The following is a 21,224-nucleotide window of genomic DNA, read 5'->3' on the forward strand; positions in this document are numbered from 1 at the left end:
ATTTAACTGACTCGCAGCTGTGCTGCGGATCTCATTCATTGGTGGCAGAGATCACTTCTTCCAGGGTGGTTGCCCCGAGCGCGACCTTCACCAAACCAGATTGCCGCAGATCGCGAACGCCTTCCCGCTGAGCTTGGGCTGCGATTTCAGCCACGGTGCCCTGCGTGATGATCAGGCGTTCTATCTCATCCGATATCGGCATGGCTTGGTAAATCCCAAGCCGACCTCTGTAACCATTGTTGCAAGACGAGCAACCCACGGCCTTGTACGGCTTCCAGGTGCCATCCAACTCATCTTCCCGAAACCCCGCCTTGAGCAAAGCCTCACGAGGGTATTCAGTGGGCGTCTTGCAGTTTTCGCAGAGCTTGCGCACCAAGCGCTGAGCCGTGATCAACAGCACACTGGCGGCGATATTGAAGGGGGCTACGCCCATGTTCAACAAGCGATTCAGCGTCGACGGGGCATCGTTGGTGTGCAGGGTGGACAGCACCAAATGCCCGGTTTGCGCCGCCTTGATGGCAATGTCAGCGGTTTCCAGGTCACGAATTTCGCCCACCATGATGACGTCTGGATCCTGCCGCAGGAAAGCCTTCAGGGCCGATGCGAAATTCAAGCCCGCCTTGTCGTTGACGTTGACCTGATTGATGCCGGGCAAGTTGATTTCAGCCGGGTCTTCGACGGTGGAGATATTGACGCCGGGCTGGTTCAGGATGTTCAAGCAGGTATAGAGCGACACGGTCTTGCCGCTACCCGTGGGGCCGGTCACCAGCACCATGCCATAGGGCCTGCGGATGGCGTGAAGCAGGCGCTCTTTCTCGGCGGGTTCATAGCCCAGGGCTTCAATGCCCAGACGAGCGCTGGAGGAATCCAAGATACGGATCACGATCTTCTCGCCGAACAGTGTCGGCAAGGTGCTGACCCGGAAGTCGATCGACTTGGTGCCGAAGCGCAGCTTCATCCGGCCGTCTTGAGGCACACGCTTCTCAGAAATGTCCAGCCGCGAAATGACCTTGATGCGCGAGGCCAGCTTGTCCTTGATGGCGATGGGCGGCTGGGTGATTTCCCGAAGTTCGCCGTCAACGCGGAACCGGACCCGGTAATTGAACTCGTAGGGCTCAAAGTGCAAGTCCGAGGCCCGCATATTGATGGCGTCGACCAGCATTTTTTGCAGGAAGCGCACCACCGGCGCGTCTTCGACCTCGGCCACCGCCTCCGTATTGGTGGGAGCGGCCTCTTCTTCGGCAGAGACTTCGAAGTCGAAATCAGCAGCTGAGATGGCTTCAAGCGCTTGTGCCGCACTGGCATTCTGTTCTTGAAGCCGCATGCTCAGCTTGTCATGCTCGACCAGGATCCACTCGGGTGAGAGCTGGGTGGCGAATTTGATGCGCTCACTGGCCTCTTGATCGGTGGGGTCGGCGCAGGCCAAGAACAGACGGCTGCCGCGTTTGCCCAAGGGCAGCACTTTGTACTGCGCGATCAGTTTGGCATCTAAAAAGCCGCGAGGGATTTTTTGGGCATCAATCGCGTCCAGGTCCAGCAAGGGCACGGACAAGGCGTGAGCCAAAGAGTGCGCCAGGACGCCGGGCGTCATGGTGTTGGAGCTGATGAGCGCCTCGACAAAGCTGACCTTGCGATCTTTGGCTTGCAGCGTGAGCTCTTCTGCGGCTTTGGCCGTGAGGCGTCCGCCATGAACCAAGACTCGGGCAACGCCAGAGAGGGCAGCGGAGGGGAGTTCGTTCAGCGTATCCACGTCAGGGCAGCTCGTTCAGCACGCAAAAATTCCACAATGGAGCATCATCGCCGATGCGCTCGGGCCTGTAAACACGAGTGCCCCTGTGCAGTGACAGACTGCGCACACAGGGCGTTTAACTCAAGACTTGAGCGTGGAGAAAACCAGAGGAGCGGGGCGCAGCGCCACTGACCATTGCAGTCATCAAACTCCAGACTGGTCGGGGTGAGAGGATTCGAACCTCCGGCCTCTACGTCCCGAACGTAGCGCTCTACCAGGCTAAGCTACACCCCGTGCGATCGATGTTTGTGCCGCTCAAGACGAGCGATCAATCGATCGAGCCGATAATTCTAGCAGAGCCTTCAGGGCTGCTGAGGGCGGCAGGGCGGAAATGAATTCACTGGCGGCTTGAGCCTCCAAGCGGGCCGCGTCTCGTGTGGCTTCGAGGGCACCGGTGCGTCGAACGATCTCCACGATCTCCGCCAAGCGCTCCACCTCACCATGCTCGATAGCGTGCCGAATGAGTTGACGCTCTTGCGGTGCGCCACGCTCCATGGCCACCAGCAGCGGCAGTGTGGGCTTGCCTTCACGCAGGTCGTCCCCCACGTTCTTGCCAAGGGCTTCGGTGTGGCCTTCGTAGTCCAGCAAGTCATCGACCAACTGAAAAGCAGTGCCCAGTGAGCGGCCATAGGCCGCGCAGGCATCCTCGACCTCCTGGGGTGCATCGGCGATCACGGCGCCCAAGCGTGCGCTGGCTTCAAACAGCTTGGCGGTCTTGAAGCGAATCACCCGCAAATACTGCTCTACCGCAACATCGGGGTCGTGCATGTTCAGCAGTTGCAGCACTTCGCCTTCAGCAATCACATTCGTGGCATCGGCCAAGACTTCCAGCACACGCATGCGGTTGACCGACACCATCATCTGGAAAGCGCGTGAATAAAGGAAGTCGCCCACCAAAACGGAGGCCGCATTGCCGAACAGTGCATTGGCGGTTTCGCGCCCACGACGCAGCGAGGATTCGTCTACGACATCATCATGCAGCAAGGTGGCGGTATGGATGAACTCCACGATGGCCGCCAACTCGTACTGATGCTCGCCCTCATAGCCCAGCGCCTGTGCAAACAGCAAGACCAAGCGGGGGCGAATGCGCTTGCCGCCAGCGCCGATGATGTAGTGTGAAATCTGCTCAATCAACGCCACGTCGGAGGACAAGCGAGCGCGGATGACATCGTCCACCTTCGCCATCTCGGCGGCCATGGCGTCTGGCTGGCGGGGAGTGGCTGTAGCGGTAGGGGTAGCGGACGACATGATGGAGGGTGTGGGGCGGGGAGGCGGCAAGGAGCGCGATTATAGGAAGCCTGTCACAAGGCGCTCACGCCCCGCTTTTTCAGGAGTTTGCGGACCATTTTGGGTCGTGCTAGAATCTTTGGCTCGCCCGTAATGGGCCTGCCGGGAGTGGTGGGCTTTGGAGGTGCGAGTTAAAGAGGCTCTGGAAACAGGTTTCAGAGCATTGTTCTTGAGAGGTCATATATGTACGCGGTCATAAAAACCGGTGGCAAGCAATACAAAGTTGCAGCCGGCGAAAAGATCAAGGTAGAACAGATTGCTGCGGACGTTGGCCAGGAAATCGTGATTGATCAGGTGTTGGCTGTCGGTAACGGCGCTGAACTGAAGGTCGGGACTCCCCTGGTGAGCGGTGCAAGCGTGAAGGCCACCATCGTGGCGCATGGTCGTCATGACAAGGTTCGTATCTTCAAGATGCGTCGCCGTAAGCACTACCAGAAGCACGGCGGTCATCGCCAGAACTACACCGAGCTGGAAATCAGCGCGGTCAACGGCTGATCCAAGGAGTACTGATCCATGGCACAGAAAAAGGGCGGCGGCTCAACGCGTAACGGCCGCGACTCCAAACCAAAGATGCTGGGTGTGAAGGCCTTCGGTGGCCAAGCCATCTCGGCTGGTTCCATCATCGTGCGTCAGCGCGGCACCAAGTTCCATGCAGGCACCAATGTCGGCATGGGCCGTGACCACACGCTGTTTGCATTGGTGGACGGCACCGTGTCCTTCAAGGTGCAAGGCGAGTTGAATCGCCACACCGTGATCGTGACCCCGCTGTAATCCACAGCAGGTCTCGATTCGCTCCCCAAACTCGGGGGCGGCTCAAAGCCCCGGCATCTCCGGGGCTTTTCCTTTTTGGCGCTGAACATCATGAAATTCGTTGACGAAGCCACCATCGACATCGCTGCCGGCAACGGCGGCGCGGGCTGCGCGAGCTTTCGCCGCGAAAAGTTCATTCCGTTCGGCGGCCCCGACGGGGGGGATGGCGGGCGTGGCGGCAGTGTCTATGCCGTCGCAGACCGCAACCTCAATACCCTGATCGACTATCGCTATGCGCGCCGCCACGAGGCGCGCAATGGAGAGCCTGGGCGCGGGGCAGACTGTTTCGGTGCTGCTGCCGACGACATCATTTTGCGCATGCCGGTGGGCACCATCATCACCGACGTGGAAACCGGCCGCGTCATGGCCGAGTTGCTGGACCCAGAAACCCCGACCTTGCTGGCCAAGGGCGGCGATGGCGGCTTTGGCAACCTGCACTACAAGACGGCCACCAACCGCGCGCCCCGCCAGCACACACCGGGCTGGCCCGGCGAATCCTTCAAGGTCAAGCTGGAGTTGCGCGTGCTGGCCGACGTGGGCTTGCTGGGCATGCCCAATGCCGGCAAGTCCACCTTGATCTCGGCCATCTCCAATGCGCGGCCCAAGATCGCCGACTATCCCTTCACCACACTGCATCCCAACCTGGGCGTGGTGCGCGTGGGCCCTGAAAAGAGCTTTGTCGTCGCCGACATTCCGGGCTTGATCGAAGGCGCCTCAGAAGGTGCTGGCTTGGGGCATCGCTTTTTGCGTCACCTGCAGCGCACCCGTTTGTTGCTGCACATCGTGGACTTGGCCCCCTTTGATGACGCGGTGGACCCTGTCGCTCAGGCCAAAGCCATCGTCGCTGAGCTGAAAAAGTACGACGAAGAGCTGCACAGCAAGCCGCGTTGGCTGGTGCTGAACAAGCTCGACATGGTGCCCGAGGACGAGCGGGTCAAGCGCATCAAGGATTTCGTGAAGCGCTACAAGTGGAAGGGGCCGGTGTTCGAGATCTCGGCCCTGGCGCGCGAGGGCTTGCAGCCCTTGATTCATGCCATCTGGGCGCATGTGGCCGCCGAGCAAACGCCGCCGCCGCCTGAGCCGGACCCGCGCTTCGACCGCACGGATGTTGACCTCGACCCCCGCTTTGATCGCTCTGCAGACCAGTGAGCACCGGATGACTGACGCCCTGAAGCATGCCCGCCGCATCGTTGTGAAGGTGGGCTCCAGCCTGGTCACCAATGAAGGCCGGGGCGTGGATGCCGAAGCCATTGGGACCTGGTGCCGTCAGTTGGCGGCGCTATCCCGCCAAGGCAAAGAAGTCATCATGGTCTCCAGCGGCGCCATTGCCGAAGGCATGAAGCGCCTGGGCTGGGCCAGCCGCCCCAAAGAGCTGCATGAGTTGCAAGCCGCAGCAGCCGTGGGCCAAATGGGCTTGGTGCAGATGTACGAAAGCAAGCTCTCCGAGCACGGCATTGGCAGCGCACAAGTCTTGCTCACGCACGCCGACCTGGCCGACCGCGAGCGCTATCTCAATGCCCGCTCCACCTTGCTGACCCTGCTGGGGCTGCATGTCATTCCGGTGATCAACGAGAACGACACGGTCGTCAACGACGAAATCAAGTTCGGCGACAACGACACCTTGGGCGCACTCGTGGCCAATTTGGTGGAAGCCGATGCGTTGGTCATTCTCACCGACCAGCGCGGCCTCTACAGCGCAGACCCCCGCAAGAACCCCGATGCGCGCTTCATCGATGTGGCGCAGGCTGGCGACCCGGTGCTGGAGCAAATGGCCGGTGGCGCTGGGTCCGGGGTGGGCACCGGCGGCATGATCACCAAGATCTTGGCGGCCAAGCGCGCGGCCGGCAGCGGCGCCAGCACCGTCATTGCTTGGGGCCGCGAGCCGGATGTGCTGCTGCGCCTGGCCCAGGGTGAATCCATTGGCACCGCTCTTTTGGCGGGCACCGCCAAATTGGCGGCCCGCAAGCAGTGGATGGCCGACCACCTGCAACTGCGTGGCGCGGTCACCGTCGATGACGGCGCGGCCATCAAGCTGAGGGATGAGGGAAAAAGCCTGCTGCCCATCGGTGTGGTGGGCGTGGAGGGAGACTTCCATCGCGGCGACGTGATCGCCGTGCGTACCGCCGCGGGTGTCGAGATTGCCCGGGGCCTGGCCAACTACGCCAGCACCGAGGCGCGGCTCATTGCCCGCAAGGCTTCATCACAGATTGAAGCCTTGCTGGGCTTCACCAATGAGCCCGAGCTGATTCATCGCGACAACCTGGTGCTCACGGGCTCGGCGGCCCCTGCACTTCAGGGCTGAGCTCAGCCACCGGCTTGGGGTCGTCGTGCGGCTCGCGCCGCTCACCGCTGCGCATGCCGCTGCGCAAATAGCGGTTGTGGTGGTGCGGGCGCGGCAGATAGCGGGCCAGCTCTGTGAGCGCCATTTCATAGACGCCGCGCTTGAACTCAATCACCACATCCAGCGGCACCCAATAGTCGTTCCAACGCCAAGCGTCGAACTCGGGATGGCTGGTGGCGCGCAGGTTCATGTCGCTGTCACGCCCCAGCAAGCGCAGCAAGAACCAGATTTGCTTTTGGCCTTTGTAATGGCCACGCGCATCCTTGCGGATGAAGTGGTCGGGCACGTTGTAGCGCAGCCAGTCGCGGGTGCGCGCCAAGATTTGCACGTGCTCTGGGTGCAAGCCCACTTCTTCATGCAATTCGCGGAACATCGCCTGCTCAGGCGACTCGCCATACTTGATGCCCCCTTGCGGGAACTGCCAGGAGTGGGTACGCAAGCGCTTACCCCAGAAAACCTGGTTGCGCGAGTTGAGCAGGATGATGCCGACGTTAGGCCGGTAGCCTTCGCGGTCGAGCATAATCAAACCCCAATTTTTGAACTGAAACCAATATAGCACCGTGGGCCCCAGGTGAGCAGTCTCTCGCTTACCCGAACAGGGCCTCTGCTGTTCAGTTGCCTTCCAAAGCCGCGCCCATGAAAGCCTCCCAGTTCTTCATCTCCACCCTCAAGGAAGCCCCCGCCGACGCCGAAGTGGTCAGCCACAAGCTGATGATGCGGGCCGGCATGATCAAGCGCCTGGGCGCCGGCATCTACAACTACATGCCCATGGGTTTGCGGGTCATCCGCAAGGTCGAGGCCATCATCCGCGACGAGATGAACCGGGCCGGTGCGGTGGAGATGCTGATGCCGGTGGTGCAGCCGGCCGAGCTCTGGCAAGAAACCGGACGCTTTGACAAGATGGGGCCGGAGTTAATGCGCGTGAAAGACCGGCACGGCCGCGACTTCATCATCCAGCCCACTTCCGAAGAGGTGGTGACCGACGTGGCCCGCCAAGAGCTGCGCAGCTACAAGCAACTGCCCAAGAATTTCTATCACATCCAGACCAAGTTCCGGGACGAGCGCCGGCCCCGGTTTGGCGTGATGCGCGGTCGCGAATTCACCATGAAGGATGCCTATTCCTTCGACCGCGACCCTGCAAGTGCCGCCAAAAGCTACGAGGCCATGTTTGCGGCCTACAAGCGCATCTTCGACCGCTTTGGTTTGACCTATCGCGCCGTCGCTGCTGACACCGGCGCCATCGGCGGTGACCTCAGCCATGAGTTCCAAGTCATTGCCCAAACCGGCGAGGACGCGATCATTTATTGCCCCACGAGCGACTACGCCGCCAACATCGAATTGGCCGAAGCGGTGGCGCCTGCCGCGCCGCGCGCTGCGGCGACTCAGGCCTTGGCCAAGACACCAACGCCCGGCAAGAGCACTTGCGCCGACGTGGCCGCCTTCCTGGGCCTGGACCTCAAGCAGACGGTCAAGAGCCTGGTACTGGCGACGGATGAGCTCGACGACCAAGGGGTCATCGTCAAGTCCACCGTCTGGCTGTTGTTGGTGCGAGGTGACCACGACATGAACGAGGTCAAGGTCGGCAAGCTCGAAGGCTTGAAGGCGGGCTTCCGTTTTGCCACCGTGCCTGAGATCGAAGATCACTTCGGCTGCAAGCCGGGCTACCTCGGCCCCATTGGCCTGCTCAAGCCGGTGAAGATCGTCGCTGACCGCACGGTTGCTCAGATGAGCGACTTCGTCTGCGGAGCCAACGCTTGGGACCACCACTTCACCGGTGCTAACTGGGGCCGCGACTTGCCCGAGCCCGACATGGTGGCTGACATTCGCAATGTGGTGGAGGGCGACCCTTCCCCGGATGGCCAAGGTGTGCTGGCCATTGAGCGCGGCATTGAAGTCGGCCATGTGTTTTACCTGGGCACCAAGTACTCCAAGGCGATGAATGCCACGTTCTTGGACGAAACGGGAAAGCCTGCTTTGATGGAGATGGGCTGCTACGGCATCGGCGTGACCCGTATCTTGGGCGCCGCCATTGAGCAAAACCACGACGCGCGCGGCATCATCTGGCCGGCCAGCATTGCACCGTTTGAGGTGGCTTTGTGCCCCATCGGCATGGATCGCTCTGAAGAGGTCAAGGCTGCGGCGCAGCGCTTGTACGCTGACCTGCAAGGCGCCGGCGTCGATGTCATCTTGGACGACCGCGGTGAGCGCCCCGGTGCCATGTTTGCCGACTGGGAATTGATTGGCGTGCCGCTGCGCGTGGTCATCTCCGATCGCGGACTCAAGGAAGGCCAGTTGGAAGTGCAAGGTCGTCGCGACGCCGAAGCCTCCAAAGTCGCCCTGACCGAGGTGGTGGCCCAAGTCCGCTCGCGCTTGAGCGCTTGAGCCTGATGGCCATGGCCGGCAACGTCCTTCCGATCGGCCTGCCCCGGCGCAGCCTGTTGGGTGCGGCCGGAGGCGTGTTGGCCTTGGGCGCCGCCACACCGGTGCGGGCCGGGCGCCAGGCCGAAGAGCCGCTGGCCGACTCGGTGCGTGGGGCCTTGGCCGCGGCCGTGGCCGATGGCTCGCCGCCCAAAGTCCAGTTCGACCGGGTCGAAGATCGCTTGGTCTACCTGAAGTGGTTGGGCGCGATGAGCGACCGCCTCAAGCGCCGTAAATCAGAAACTCAAACCCGCTTGGAGTTTTTGGAGACGCTTTGGTATGAAAGCAAGCGCGCCGGGCTGGAGCCCGCGCTGGTGCTGGGCCTGGTGCAAGTGGAAAGCGGTTTTCGCAAATACGCCATCAGCGTGGCGGGCGCGCGCGGCTATATGCAAGTCATGCCTTTTTGGGCGCGGCTGATTGGTGACGGTGACCCGGCCAAGCTGTTTCACATGCAGACCAACTTGCGCTTTGGCTGCGTGATCCTGCGTCACTATCTCGACCGCGAAAAAGGCGACCTCTTCATGACCCTGGGCCGCTACAACGGCAGCCGAGGCAAGGCCGAATACCCGAATGCCGTGATGGCCTCGCGGCGGCTGTGGCTGCCGCCGGCCTGAAGCGCGGGGCCTAGAGCCCGGTCCAGCGCTGCGGTGCAGCCTCGCCCACGCCCAGCATCTCGATCACTCGCTCGACCGTGTCGGCCACCAAGGCCTCAATCGTCTGCGGCCGGTGATAGAAGGCCGGCAGCGGCGGAAAGATCACGCCGCCCATCTCGGTGACGGCCGTCATATTGCGCAAGTGCGCCAAGTTGAAGGGTGTTTCGCGGACCATCAAGACCAAGCGTCGGCGCTCTTTGAGCGTGACATCGGCGGCCCGGGTCAGCAGGTTGTCGCCAAAGCCATGCGCGATGGCGGCCAGCGACTTCATCGAGCAGGGTGCCACCACCATGGCTTGGGTGCGGTGGCTGCCGCTGGCAATGCAGGCGCCAATGTCACCGGGAGAGTGGCTCTCGCTGGCCAAGGCTTCGAGGCCCGCGCGATCCAGCCCCAACTCATGGTGCACATTCAAGATGCCTGCAGGCGTGGCGACCAAATGCGTGTAGGCGCCCAGCTCGCGCAAGCGCTGCAGCAGTTGAACCCCATAGAGCGCGCCGGAGGCGCCCGTGATGCCGACGATGATGCGCGGCGCGCTCATGCCCTGGGCCTTAGGCGGCCAAGGTCTGCTGCAATTCGCCCGACTGGTACATCTCCATCATGATGTCCGAGCCGCCAATGAACTCGCCATTGACATAGAGCTGCGGGATGGTGGGCCAGTTGGCATAGTCCTTGATGCCTTGGCGGATGGCGTCATCCTCCAGCACGTTGACGGTGACCAAGTTGCTCACCCCCGCCGCCTTCAGCACCTGGACCGCGCGGCCCGAAAAGCCGCACTGGGGAAATTGCGCCGTGCCCTTCATGAAGAGCACCACTTTGTTGCTCTTCACGAGTTGATCGATGCGTTGCTGTACGTCGTCCATGGAATGCTCTACAAATTCAAGAAGTGAAGCCGGGTTTATACGGCAAAGCGGGGTTGGAACGCTCGTCAAGCGTTTCAAACCCCGCTGGTTTGTAGTGCTGAGTATGCCGTGAACCGGCGCTGGCGCAGGCTTAGAAGGCGTAGGAGAGGTTCACCTGCAGCATGGGCGAGACCTGCAGGCTGCGCCACAGGCTCTCACTGCCGCGCCCGGCCTGCAGCAATTGGCCAGGGCGCTGGGACACCAAGCCCAGGTCAGCGCTCACGCCAATGCCCGTCTTAGCCCAGTAGGCGCTATAGCCCAGGCCCACATAAGCGGCCGGCTGCGCCGTGATATCGGGTTCGTGCGTGGACCAAGCGACATTGGCATGAGGGGCTTGGCGCCACAAGGGGCTGCTGAAGGGCTTGCTGTCGAGTTGCTGGGGCGTGGTGGCCCAGAGCAGCGCGCCGGTCGCCCGCAGGCCGCCGCTCTCGCCCAGGCGGCCCCAACTGAAGAAGTGATCACCGCTCCAACGGGTCGCGCCCAGCGGCAGATAAGAGCCCAAGCTCAGGCCGGCGTTCGCGGGTGTGGTATTCAGTGCGGCCACACGGCTTTGCCAAAGCGGCCAGGGGTCACGCTGTGCGTCCACTCGCAAGCCCTCGCCGGCGGCCAACGCAGTCGGTGCTTGCAGGCTCAAGGCACACAGCACGGCGGCGGTCAGAGTGAGGTGGCGCATGGTGACTCTCCTAGAAAGGTGACAGGGCGAGAAGCCCTGGGATGACGCTGCCTGGATATCGGCAGTTCACCGTCCATGGAGAACATCCTACTGCGATGCTCTCGAAACAGGGTGTTAATAACGCGGCAAAGTACCCCACAACCCGCCGCTTCAGATCTCAAAACAAGGGTTAACCCTTGGTTGTGCGTCCGCCCGTGCAACGCCACTGTCCACCCCAATCAGCCCGGCTTTGGATGTCCTCAAAGCCTGCCTGGCGCAACAGGCTTTGCACGGCCTCGGCTTGGTCCCAGCCGTGCTCCAGCAGCAGTGCACCGCCAGGGTTCAGGTGTGCGGGGGCCTGGGCAATGATGCGCCGCAGGTCGTCCAAGCCGTCGGGGCCGGAGGTCAAAGCCATCTGCGGCTCATGCTGCAGGGCCGCCAAGTGCGGGTCGCCTTCGGCGATATAGGGCGGGTTGGAGAGCACCAGGTCGAAGCGCTGCCCGGCCACGGCCTCCCACCAGGAGCCTTGGCGCCAAGTGACGGGCAGGCCCAGCCGCTCACCATTGGCTTGGGCTTGGGCCAGCGCGGCCGGGCTCAGGTCCACGGCCGTCATCTGGCAATGGGGGCAGGCTTGGCGCACGGCCAGCGCGATGGCGCCGCTGCCGGTGCCCAGGTCCAGCACCTGGGCGGGCCGCGCGGCTTCGGCCCGCGCCAGCACCTCCACCGCCCAGTCCACCAGGGTCTCGGTGTCCGGGCGGGGCACCAGCACGGCCGGGCTGACTGCCAGCCGCAGGCCATGGAACTCGCGCTCACCGACAAGGTAAGCCACCGGCTCACCGCGCTGACGGCGTGCGCAGAGCTGTTCAAACGCTGCGGCTGCTGCCGGCGCCAGGATCTGATCGTCATGGGTGATCAGCCAGGCGCGCTCGCGCTGCAGCACATGCCCCAGCAGCGCAAAGGCATCGACCCGGTCCAGCGCAGGCCCCGGTGCCGGGCTCATCGCGTGCTTCAGGGCTTGGGCGATGCTGATCCCGCTCACTGCCCGCTCTCCAGCGCCGCCAATTGCTGCTGGGCGCGAGCGGCTTGCAGGGCGGCCATCACGTCGCTCAGATCGCCGTTCATGATCTGGTCCAGCTTGTAGAGGGTCAGGTTGATGCGGTGGTCGGTGAGCCGGCCCTGCGGGAAGTTGTAGGTGCGAATGCGGTCGCTGCGGTCGCCCGAGCCCACCAGTTCGCGGCGGGTGGCGGCTTCTTTAGCTTGGCGTTCACTGCGCTCTTTATCCTGTAGACGCGCTTGCAGCACGGCCAAAGCCTTGGCTTTGTTGCGGTGCTGCGAGCGGTCGTCCTGACACTCGGCCACCAAGCCGGTGGGCAGGTGGGTGACGCGGATGGCGCTGTCGGTCTTGTTGATGTGCTGCCCGCCCGCGCCGCTGGCGCGGAAGGTGTCGATGCGCAAGTCCGCAGGGTTCAGCGTGACTTCAGCGGCCTCGTCGGGCTCGGGCATAACCGCCACGGTGCAAGCGCTGGTGTGGATGCGGCCTTGGCTTTCGGTCTGCGGCACGCGCTGCACGCGATGCCCGCCCGACTCAAACTTCATGCGCTCATAGACCCGGCTGCCTTCAAAGCGCAGCACGATTTCTTTGTAGCCGCCCAGGTCCGACGCGTTCTCGCTCATCACCTCGACCCGCCAGCCTTGGCCTTCGGCATAGCGCAGGTACATGCGCGTCAAGTCGGCCGCAAACAAGGTGGACTCATCGCCACCCGTGCCCGCACGGATTTCCACAAAGGCGTTGCGGTCGTCGTCGGGGTCGCGCGGCAGCAGCGCGGTTTGCAAGGCTTCCAGCAGGCTGCTCATGTCCGCCTCAGCCTCTTTGATTTCCTCGCGGGCCATCTCGCCCATGTCCGCGTCGTCCAGCATCTCTTGGGCCGCTGCGCGGTCGCGCTCACGCTGCGCAAAGCGCCGGAACAGGCCCACCACCTCGGCCGCTTCGGCCTGCTCGCGCGCCAGGGCGCGAAAGCGCTGCATGTCGGCTGCCAAGTTCGGGTCGGAGAGGCTGGCATCCAGCTCGGAGAGGCGCATCTCCAGCCGCTGCAATTGCACGCGCATGGCGTCTTTCATGGGGGCTCCGTGGGGCGTGAGGGCGGCGGCGTTGTGGGCGGGGCCGCGGCCAGAAGGCAAGAGGTGGGCAAGAGGTGAGGGCGCACAAGACGCCCTGCCGATGGGTCTGTTGCGCTGCAGGCTCAGTGGCCCGAGCAGCTTGACGCTGCAGCGTCGCTAGCGCGAGCCAGGTTCGGGGCTGGGCGGCGTGGGGGCTTCGCCCGCCGGGTCCAGCGGCGCTTGGCGCAAGAACAGGCGCGAGACGGTCTCGGCCAAATGCTGGCGCTGCGGGCCTTCGCTGGCGTGCAGCTCGGCCATCGCGCCGTGCAGCATTTTTTGCGTCAGGCCGCGGGTCAGGGCGTCCATCACCTTGTCGAGGTCGGCCCCTTTGGCCAAGGCTTTGCGGGCTCGTGCCAGCTCGGCTTCGCGCCAGGTGTCTGCCTGCTTGTGCAGGGCTTGGATCAGGGGCACGCTGGCGCGCTGATCCAGCCAATGGCTGAAGCTCTGCACGCCGGCGTCGATGATGGCTTCAGCCTGCTCCACCGCGGCTTGGCGCTTTTCACCTGCGGTTTGCACCACCTCGGTGAGGTCGTCCACCGTGTAGAGGTACACATCACTGAGGCGTCCGACTTCGGGCTCAATGTCGCGCGGCACCGCCAGGTCCACCATGAACATGGGCTTGCGTCGGCGGGCCTTCAAGGCCCGCTCCACCGCGCCCAAGCCGATGATGGGCAAGGTGCTGGCGGTGCAGGAAATCACCGCGTCAAACTCATGCAAGCGCGTGGGCAAGTCGGCCAGGCGGATGGCCTGGGCGCCAAAGCGGCTGGCCAGCTTTTCACCGCGCTCTAGGGTGCGGTTGGCCAGCGTCATGCTTTGGGGCTCGCGCGCCGCAAAGTGCGTGGCCACGAGCTCAATCATCTCGCCCGCGCCCACAAACAGCACTTTGATCTCCCGCAGGTCTTCAAACAACTGCGAGGCCAAGCGCACGGCGGCAGCGGCCATGCTGATGGAATGCGCGCCAATCTCGGTGCTGGTGCGCACCTCTTTGGCCACCGAGAACGAGCGCTGGAACAACTGGTGCAGCGTGGTGCCCAACGTGCCGGCTTCGTCGGCGCCACGGACGGCCTGCTTCATCTGGCCCAAGATTTGCGGCTCGCCCAAGACCATGGAGTCGAGCCCCGAGGCCACGCGGAAGGCATGGCGCGCGGCTTCGCGGTCTTCGCGCACATAGGTGTGGGCCAGCAGTTGCTCGCTGCTCACCCCACCATGGGCGGCCAGCCACTCCAGGGCGGGGCGCACAATTTCTTGTGGGCGCGGCACCTGGGCGGCCACATACAGCTCGGTGCGGTTGCAGGTGGAGAGAATGGCGGCCTCGGGCGCGGCGCGGCGCAGTTGCTCATGCAAGGCGCGCAAGGCCGGGGTGAGCTGCTCGGGGGCGAACGCAAACCGGCCCCGCAAATCCAGCGGTGCCGAGGTGTGGTTCAAACCCAGCGAGAAAACGCTCATGGGGCGGGATTATAAAATTGCAGGGCTTTGCCTGGGCTGAACAAACAGCGCTGGCAAGGTCCATCTGATTGATCAATGTCAAGTTTCAGCGGCGTGTGGCAGTCGTCCTGCGCTCTGGTTCTTGTCACTACGGAGTCCTTGTGGGCCCTCTCGACGCCTTCTGGCACCTCGTCAACTTCGCGGCCCCTGCGCTGGGCGTCGCGGCTTTGGCCGCTGTGCTGACCAAACTCTTGTGGCGCAAAGCCCTGGCCGCCCGTCCGCTGCGTCAGCTCTGGGCAGTGAGTGCGGCCGCAGGCCTGGGAGCCTTGGTGCTGGGGTGGGTGCTGTTTGGGCGTGATGGCCGCATGGCCACCTACGCCCTGCTGGTGTTCAGTTGCGCCGGGGCTTTGTGGTGGCGGGGCTTTGTGGCCAAGCCGCGCTGAGCACGAACCGGCATTAAGCGTTCACCCGGTCCACCGTCTTGACCTCCGCCCGCAGCGAATGCGGGTAGGCCAAGGTGATGTCCACCTCAATCATCTGGCCGATCAGCCGCTCAGGGCCGGGGAAGTTGACGATGCGGTTGCACTCGGTGCGGCCCATCAGCTCGCTGGCGTCCTTGCGGGCGCGGCCTTCCACCAAAATGCGCTGGGTGCTGCCCACCATGGCTTCAGAGAAGCGCTTGACGTTGTCTTCCAAGTGGGCCTGCAAAGTTTGCAGGCGCGCCAGCTTGACCTCATACGGCGTGTCATCGTGCAGCGCCGCCGCCGGCGTGCCGGGCCGGGGGCTGAAGATAAAGCTGAACGAGGCATCAAACTCCACGTCTTGCACCAGTTGCATCAGCTTGGCGAAGTCGTCGTCGGTCTCACCGGGGAAGCCGACGATGAAGTCCGACGACAGGCGGATATCGGGCCGCACTGCCCGCAGCTTGCGGATGATGCTCTTGAACTGCAGCCCCGTGTAGCCGCGCTTCATGGCCGAGAGAATGCGGTCTGAGCCATGCTGCACGGGCAAGTGCAAATGGTTCACCAACTGCGGCACGCGGGCATAGACGTCGATCAGGCGCTGCGTGAATTCATTCGGGTGGCTGGTGGTGTAGCGGATGCGTTCAATGCCGGGGATCTCGCCCACATATTCCAGCAGCAGCGCAAAGTCGGCGATCTCTGCCGTGTCGCCCATCTTGCCGCGATAGGCATTGACGTTCTGGCCCAGCAGCGTCACTTCCTTCACGCCTTGGTCGGCGAGGTTGGCCACTTCGGTCAGCACGTCTTCAAACGGCCGTGAGACCTCTTCGCCTCGGGTGTAGGGCACCACGCAATAGGTGCAGTACTTGGAGCAGCCTTCCATGATGGACACAAACGCGCTGCCGCCCTCTACCCGCGCCGGTGGCAGGTGGTCGAACTTTTCGATCTCGGGGAAGCTGATGTCCACCTGCGGCTTGTTCAGCGCGCGGCGCTGCGCAATCATCTGCGGCAGGCGGTGCAGGGTTTGCGGCCCAAACACAATGTCCACGTAGGGCGCGCGGTCCACAATCGCCGCGCCTTCTTGGCTGGCCACGCAGCCGCCCACGCCAATGATCACGCCCTTTTGCTTCAGGTGCTTGATGCGGCCGAGGTCAGAGAACACTTTCTCGGCGGCCTTCTCGCGCACCGAGCAGGTGTTGAACAGCACCAGATCGGCCTGCTCCACATCGTCGGTGGGCTCATAGCCTTCGGCCGCGTTCAGCACGTCGGCCATCTTGTCCGAGTCGTACTCATTCATCTGGCAGCCGAAGGTGCGGATGAATACTTTCTTCGTCGTCGTAGGGGTCGTCATCGCACGTGCTCGCTCAAGGCTTGGTCCAGGTCTGGGCCACCGGGTCAAACACCCAACTCTGCGCCTCTGCAGGGGTGCGCGGCCAGGGCAGCTTGCGAGCCTCTTCCTCGCGCAGGATCCAGATCTCATGCAACTGGCCCAGCGAGTCCAGCGTGTAGTTCACCACCACGCGTTGGCCCTTCAGGCTGCCCGAGACCACCATCATGTTGTTGGTGTCACGAATGCGCGCACCGGGCGCCAACTGGGTGGCTTGGCGGTTCAGCTGCGCCTGCGGCGGCTCACCAAACGTGACCTCGCCGCGCAAAGCCTTGGCGGAGAAATTGCGCTGGACTTGCGCTTGCGCCTCAAAGGGCAGCAAGGTGCTGACGAGCGGCAGGGCGAAAGTGAGGGCGAGGGTGCGGAGGGCCAGCGTGCGCAAGCCAGTGCGGCGGGCGGCTTGCGCCAACGATGCACAGCGGTTCATGGTATGTCTCCAGGGGCTGTGGAAAAAGGAAAAGCCCAAGAGGCTCTTGGGCTAGGCATTTAAAGGCGCTGTGGGGAATGGCGCCTCAAGCCTGTGAATTATGCTTGAGATCGCCTGCGGACAGCGCACAAGCAATCAACCAAGCGCCCGCGCCAACGATGACCGTCCCTTGGGCGCATTCCGTACCCGAGAATAGGCGTCATGAACGTCCAACAACTCGAAAACCAACTCTGGGAAGCGGCCGACCAACTGCGTGCCAACTCCAAGCTGACGGCGGCGGAATACGCGATGCCGGTGCTGGGCTTGATCTTCCTGCGTCATGCGGACAACCGCTTCAAGGCCTATCTGCCTGACATCTTGGCGGGCATCCCGGCCAAGATGCCGCCCGCCCAGCGAGAGGCGCTGATCAAGACCGAGTTCCAGGGCAAAGCCGCCATCTACCTGCCCGAGGCAGCCCGGTTCGACGCCATCGCCAGCTTGCCGCAAGGGGCAAACGTGGGCGAGGCCATCGAGGCCGCCATGGACGCGATCGAGGCCGAGTACCCCGCGCTCGAAGGCGCCTTGCCGCGCGGCTACACCGCCTTCGAGCCCGACTTGCTGGCCGACCTGGTGAAGATCTTCGACCGGCCCGCGCTCAAGACCGCCACGGGCGACGTGTTCGGCCGCATCTACGAGTACTTCCTGAACAAGTTCGCCATGACCGGCGCGCAAGAGGGCGGCGAGTTCTTTACGCCGCCTTCGCTGGTGCGGATGATCGTCAATGTCATTCAGCCAGACCGCGGCATCGTGTTCGACCCGGCCTGCGGCTCGGCCGGCATGTTTGTGCAGACCGGCCATTTCATTGAGGCCGTGCGTCACGCCAGCGTGTTGGAGTCGGTCACCTTCCACGGGCAGGAGAAGAGCGACACCAACACCAAGCTGGCGCGCATGAACTTGGTGGTGCATGGGCTGGACGCCAGCAACATCCGCCAGGGCAACACCTTCTACGACCAGGCCGAGCACCTGATCGGCCAGTGCGACTTTGTCATGGCCAACCCGCCGTTTAATGTGGACGGCGTGGACACCAAGAAGGTCAGTAAGCAGGTCGCCCCGCAAACGCCAGAAGAGGCCGCCCAGGCTGAGGGTGGCCCCTACCGCTTGCCCTTTGGCCTGTCGGGCACGAATGCCAAAACCGGTGCCATCAGCAATGCGAACAGCCTGTGGATCCAGTATTTCTACAGCTACCTGAACGAGACCGGTCGAGCCGGTTTTGTCATGGCGTCCAGCGCCTCAGATGCTGGCAATAAAGACCGCGACATCCGCGAAAAACTGGTGCGCAGCGGCCATGTCGACGTGATGCTGGCCATCGGCACCAAGTTCTTCTACACCCGCAGCCTGCCCTGCACCCTGTGGTTCTTTGACAAGGGCAAGCCTGAAGACCTGCAAAACCAGGTGCTGATGATCGACGCCCGCAACGTCTACCACGTGGTGTCGGCCCGCTCGCATGTGTTCACCGAAGAGCAGTTGCAGAACCTGACCGCGATCACCTGGCTCTACCGGGGTGAGCATGAGAAGTTTGTCGACTTGGTGGCCGGCTACCAGCGCCAAGCAGATGACTGGCTGGCGGCGCTGCCCAGCCGACTGCGCGCCGAGACCCGCACGTTGCGCCGGCTGGCCCTCAAGCTGATGCGCTTCGCGCGCGACGCCAAGGTGGACGAGGACTTGCTGCCGCCCCTGCCAACGGACCCCGCTCCCAAGCCCGAGCAGCAAGCCGAGCTGACCCAGCAGCGCGCAGAGCTGCAAGCCGCGCTCGACGCGTGGCGGGCCGATCTGGCCCAGGCCCTGACCGACACCAGCACCGCCGATGCGCTGGCCGCGCTGCAGGCCCAGGCGGCCCAGGCCCGCACGGCCATCGCCCAGGCCGACTTGGCCAGCCATGCCGGCCAAAAGGCGCTGCAGACCACCCTGGATGCACTGACGCCAACCCTGAAAGCCGCTGGCAAGACGCTGGAAACCCGGCACAAACGTGCGCTGGCCTTGGTGGATGCGGCCGAGAAGACCTTGCGCGCCCGTGCCAGCAAAGCCTGGCATGGCAAAGCCATCCGCGAGGCCCGCCGCGCTCTGCAGCCGGCGGATGCCAAGAAGAACGAAGACCCCACCGTGCGCGATCTGGCGCTGGAGGCCCCCAAGCAAGCCGCCTACTTCATCCACCAAGTGCACTGGCTGCACAGCCGCTTTGCCGATGGCCTGTACGAGGACGTGCCCGGCCTGTGCAAGGCCGTGACACGTGCGGACATCGCCGCCAACGACTGGTCCCTCACACCAGGGCGCTATGTGGGCGTGGCGGTGGCGCAAGACGATGGCGATGAAGACACCTTTGCCGAGCAACTGCGCGAGATTCACGAAGAACTGGCGGAGTTGAACGAGAAGGCGGTGGCGCTGGCGGGGCGGATTGCGGGCAATCTGGAGGGGTTGTTGGGATGACGATGCTCAATGACGTGGCCGACATGCTCGTCGGCTTCGCTTTCAAGAGCGCGGGCTTCTTGGATGAAGATGCTGATGGCCCTCGGCTTGTGCGGGGGGATAACGTTCAGCAGGGCTATCTGCGCTGGGGTGATAAAACAAAGCGTTGGTCTTCCGCCGATCTCGACGGTTTGGAGCGATATCAGCTGGCTGAGGGAGATGTGCTGCTGGCGATGGACCGGCCCATTGTTGGCGACGGCCTGAAGATGGCATGGGTTACCCAGGATGACTTACCGGCCATGCTGGTCCAGCGAGTGTGCCGCTTGCGTGGCAAACCCGGGATAGCTCGGACCGAATTCCTGCGATACGTGCTGTCGGCCCCTGACTTTTCGGCGCACATCCATCGGGTCACGACCGGCGCAAACATTCCGCATATCAGTGGACGAGACATTGGATCGTATGAGTTTGAACTCCCACCTCTTTCTGACCAAGATTCAGTCGCGCATTGCTTGAAGGCCTACGACGACCTGATCGCCACCAACCAGCGCCGCATCGCCCTGCTGGAACAGGCCGCCCGGCTGCTGTACCGCGAGTGGTTTGTGCAGTTGCGGTTTCCGGGGCATGAGTCGGTGCGGGTGAAACTTGGGGTGCCGGAGGGGTGGCGAATGGCGAGCATCGCTGAACAGGCCTCGTTTCTGAACCGCGGAATTGCCCCGAAGTACGACGACACAGCGAAGGGCTGGGTCATCAATCAAAAGTGCATTCGTGACGGACGCATCTCTATGGCACCTGCGCGCCGGCAGTCGAAGGATGTGAAGCCTGATCGCTTGGTGCGCTTGGGTGATGTACTGATCAATTCAACCGGCGCGGGCACCTTGGGTCGCGTTGCCCAAGTGCGGTCACACATCGATGATTGCACGGTTGATACCCATGTCACGATAGTTCGGCCAAGCGACAGTGACGCGTCGGCATATCTTGGCCAGGCACTGTTGAACTTGGAGCCGGTCTTTTCGGACATGGGCAAAGGCGCTACGAACCAGTTGGAGCTGAACCGGGCTGATATCGGCGACTTCAAGATTTGGCTTCCGCCGGAACATGTCCGCGTCGAGTTTCACCGATTGATCTGGCCAATGCTTGATCAAGCGGAGCAACTGAACGTTGCGATCCTGTCGTTGCAGAAGGCCCGCGACCTGCTCCTGCCCAAGCTGATGTCCGGCCAACTGGACGTGAGCCGCGTTCCCTTGCCCGAGGAGGCCGCTGCGTGACCCTGCCGATCGCGCCTGCGGCTGACCCCGTGGTTCAGCACAGCGAGTTCATCATCTACGTGGACGAAAGTGGGGACCACAGCCTGGAGGCGATCGACCCCGACTTTCCGGTGTTTGTGCTGTCCTTTTGCATCTTTCGCAAGGCCGACTATGTGCAGCGGGTGACGCCCGCCATCCGCGCGCTCAAGTTCGGCACTTTTGGGCATGACATGGTGGTGCTGCACGAGGCGGACATCCGGCGCAAGAAGGGCGCGTTCTCGCGTTTGTCCAAGGCGCCGCGCGAGGCGTTCATGACGGCGCTGACCGACATCATTGAGGCCGCAGACTTTCAGTTGGTGGCGGTAGTGATTGACAAGCGCAAGCTCAAGGATCGCTACCGTCACCCGGCGCACCCTTACCATCTGGCGCTGGAGTTCGGGCTGGAGCGCATCTACCGCCTGTTGCAGGCCGCAGGGCAGAACAGCGCGCTGACCTATGTGGTGTGCGAGGCGCGTGGGGCGAAGGAAGATGCTGAGCTGGAGCTGGAATTCCGCCGCATCCGAGATGGTGCCAACTACTTCAATAAGGCACTGCCGTTCGACCTGATCGTGGCGGACAAGAAGACCAATTCAGAGGGACTACAGTTGGCCGACCTAACGGCGCGCCCGATTGGGCTGTCTGTGCTGCGGCCCGATCAGGCCAATCGGGCTTGCGAAGTGTTGGAGGCGAAGTTCTATCGCGACCATCGGGGACACAAGCTGGGCGCAGGCCTGAAGGTGTTTCCGTGAGCGCCAAGCGCTGCCGCGCCCACCCAGAAAGCAGAAGGGCCCCT

21 protein-coding genes and 1 tRNA gene are annotated in these 21,224 nt (G+C 63.2%); 10 read left to right on the forward strand and 12 right to left on the reverse strand.

Annotated features, from left to right (window positions below):
* Positions 1-31 precede the first annotated feature (31 nt).
* The 3 genes from pilB to KAK11_RS08915 form a co-directional block, all read right to left on the reverse strand.
* Complete coding sequence (pilB, locus tag KAK11_RS08905) at positions 32-1,750, reverse strand: type IV-A pilus assembly ATPase PilB (protein ID WP_210808409.1); 1,719 nt, start codon at positions 1,748-1,750, stop codon at positions 32-34.
* A 196-nt stretch (positions 1,751-1,946) separates the two neighbouring features.
* Positions 1,947-2,023, reverse strand: a tRNA-Pro gene (locus KAK11_RS08910).
* Between the two features lie 21 nt (positions 2,024-2,044).
* Positions 2,045-3,037, reverse strand: a complete 993-nt coding sequence (locus tag KAK11_RS08915) for a polyprenyl synthetase family protein (RefSeq protein ID WP_210808411.1) — start codon at positions 3,035-3,037, stop codon at positions 2,045-2,047.
* A gap of 222 nt (positions 3,038-3,259) precedes the next feature.
* Here KAK11_RS08915 and rplU point away from each other — a divergent pair, with 222 nt between their 5' ends.
* From rplU to proB, 4 genes are all read left to right on the forward strand, one after another.
* Positions 3,260-3,571, forward strand: coding sequence for a 50S ribosomal protein L21 (gene rplU / locus KAK11_RS08920; RefSeq protein WP_210808413.1), 312 nt, complete (start codon positions 3,260-3,262; stop codon positions 3,569-3,571).
* Between the two features lie 18 nt (positions 3,572-3,589).
* Positions 3,590-3,847 carry a 50S ribosomal protein L27 gene (rpmA, locus tag KAK11_RS08925; protein WP_210808415.1) on the forward strand — a complete coding sequence of 86 codons (258 nt, stop codon included), beginning with the start codon at positions 3,590-3,592 and terminating at the stop codon, positions 3,845-3,847.
* A gap of 90 nt (positions 3,848-3,937) precedes the next feature.
* The gene (gene cgtA / locus KAK11_RS08930; protein ID WP_210808417.1) at positions 3,938-5,035 is read left to right on the forward strand and encodes an Obg family GTPase CgtA; all 1,098 of its coding nucleotides are present in this window, start codon (positions 3,938-3,940) and stop codon (positions 5,033-5,035) included.
* 7 nt (positions 5,036-5,042) lie between these two features.
* Positions 5,043-6,188, forward strand: a complete 1,146-nt coding sequence (gene proB, locus KAK11_RS08935) for a glutamate 5-kinase (protein ID WP_210808419.1) — start codon at positions 5,043-5,045, stop codon at positions 6,186-6,188.
* Here proB and KAK11_RS08940 read toward each other — a convergent pair.
* Positions 6,154-6,747 carry an RNA pyrophosphohydrolase gene (locus tag KAK11_RS08940; protein WP_210808971.1) on the reverse strand — a complete coding sequence of 198 codons (594 nt, stop codon included), beginning with the start codon at positions 6,745-6,747 and terminating at the stop codon, positions 6,154-6,156. The two genes, proB and KAK11_RS08940, sit on opposite strands and share 35 nt — an antisense overlap.
* 116 nt (positions 6,748-6,863) lie before the next feature.
* Between KAK11_RS08940 and KAK11_RS08945 the strand changes: the two genes are divergently transcribed.
* Together KAK11_RS08945 and KAK11_RS08950 are read left to right on the forward strand one after the other, a co-directional pair.
* A complete protein-coding gene (locus KAK11_RS08945; protein WP_210808421.1) occupies positions 6,864-8,609 on the forward strand; it encodes a proline--tRNA ligase in 1,746 nt (581 codons plus the stop codon).
* An 11-nt stretch (positions 8,610-8,620) separates the two neighbouring features.
* Positions 8,621-9,259: a lytic transglycosylase domain-containing protein gene (locus tag KAK11_RS08950; RefSeq protein WP_210808423.1), complete on the forward strand. Its 639-nt coding sequence runs from the start codon at positions 8,621-8,623 to the stop codon at positions 9,257-9,259.
* Positions 9,260-9,269: 10 nt separating this feature from the next.
* On the opposite strand, the gene KAK11_RS08955 is transcribed toward KAK11_RS08950, so the two are convergent.
* From KAK11_RS08955 to hemA, 6 genes are all read right to left on the reverse strand, one after another.
* Positions 9,270-9,836, reverse strand: coding sequence for a UbiX family flavin prenyltransferase (locus tag KAK11_RS08955; protein ID WP_210808425.1), 567 nt, complete (start codon positions 9,834-9,836; stop codon positions 9,270-9,272).
* A 10-nt stretch (positions 9,837-9,846) separates the two neighbouring features.
* Positions 9,847-10,158, reverse strand: coding sequence for a Grx4 family monothiol glutaredoxin (gene grxD / locus KAK11_RS08960; RefSeq protein ID WP_210808427.1), 312 nt, complete (start codon positions 10,156-10,158; stop codon positions 9,847-9,849).
* Positions 10,159-10,288: 130 nt separating this feature from the next.
* The gene (locus KAK11_RS08965; protein ID WP_210808429.1) at positions 10,289-10,870 is read right to left on the reverse strand and encodes a hypothetical protein; all 582 of its coding nucleotides are present in this window, start codon (positions 10,868-10,870) and stop codon (positions 10,289-10,291) included.
* A 169-nt stretch (positions 10,871-11,039) separates the two neighbouring features.
* Positions 11,040-11,849, reverse strand: a complete 810-nt coding sequence (gene prmC, locus KAK11_RS08970; RefSeq protein WP_246498752.1) for a peptide chain release factor N(5)-glutamine methyltransferase — start codon at positions 11,847-11,849, stop codon at positions 11,040-11,042.
* A 35-nt stretch (positions 11,850-11,884) separates the two neighbouring features.
* Positions 11,885-12,967 (reverse strand): peptide chain release factor 1, encoded by a 1,083-nt coding sequence (gene prfA / locus KAK11_RS08975; RefSeq protein WP_210808433.1) that lies wholly within the window; start codon positions 12,965-12,967, stop codon positions 11,885-11,887.
* 156 nt (positions 12,968-13,123) lie between these two features.
* Positions 13,124-14,452: a glutamyl-tRNA reductase gene (gene hemA, locus KAK11_RS08980; RefSeq protein WP_210808435.1), complete on the reverse strand. Its 1,329-nt coding sequence runs from the start codon at positions 14,450-14,452 to the stop codon at positions 13,124-13,126.
* A gap of 140 nt (positions 14,453-14,592) precedes the next feature.
* On the opposite strand from hemA, the gene KAK11_RS08985 reads away from it, so the two are divergent.
* Entirely contained in the window at positions 14,593-14,874 is a 282-nt protein-coding gene (locus tag KAK11_RS08985; RefSeq protein WP_210808437.1) for a hypothetical protein, read from the forward strand.
* A 13-nt stretch (positions 14,875-14,887) separates the two neighbouring features.
* Here the strand turns inward: KAK11_RS08985 and miaB are convergent, their stop codons facing one another.
* Positions 14,888-16,243 (reverse strand): tRNA (N6-isopentenyl adenosine(37)-C2)-methylthiotransferase MiaB, encoded by a 1,356-nt coding sequence (miaB, locus tag KAK11_RS08990; RefSeq protein ID WP_210808439.1) that lies wholly within the window; start codon positions 16,241-16,243, stop codon positions 14,888-14,890.
* Positions 16,244-16,256: 13 nt separating this feature from the next.
* Positions 16,257-16,706: a hypothetical protein gene (locus KAK11_RS08995; protein WP_246498700.1), complete on the reverse strand. Its 450-nt coding sequence runs from the start codon at positions 16,704-16,706 to the stop codon at positions 16,257-16,259.
* Between the two features lie 201 nt (positions 16,707-16,907).
* Here KAK11_RS08995 and KAK11_RS09000 point away from each other — a divergent pair, with 201 nt between their 5' ends.
* The 3 genes from KAK11_RS09000 to KAK11_RS09010 are packed head-to-tail and all read left to right on the forward strand — an operon-like array spanning position 16,908 to position 21,180.
* Positions 16,908-19,169, forward strand: a complete 2,262-nt coding sequence (locus tag KAK11_RS09000) for a type I restriction-modification system subunit M (protein WP_210808441.1) — start codon at positions 16,908-16,910, stop codon at positions 19,167-19,169.
* Positions 19,166-20,413 (forward strand): restriction endonuclease subunit S, encoded by a 1,248-nt coding sequence (locus KAK11_RS09005; RefSeq protein ID WP_210808443.1) that lies wholly within the window; start codon positions 19,166-19,168, stop codon positions 20,411-20,413. The genes KAK11_RS09000 and KAK11_RS09005 overlap by 4 nt, the downstream gene beginning before the upstream one ends.
* On the forward strand, positions 20,410-21,180 hold the full coding sequence (locus tag KAK11_RS09010) for a DUF3800 domain-containing protein (protein ID WP_210808445.1): 771 nt from the start codon (positions 20,410-20,412) through the stop codon (positions 21,178-21,180). The genes KAK11_RS09005 and KAK11_RS09010 overlap by 4 nt, the downstream gene beginning before the upstream one ends.
* Positions 21,181-21,224 lie beyond the last annotated feature (44 nt).

The sequence above is a fragment of the Ideonella paludis genome, from assembly GCF_018069865.1.
Lineage (GTDB): Bacteria > Pseudomonadota > Gammaproteobacteria > Burkholderiales > Burkholderiaceae_C > Ideonella > Ideonella paludis.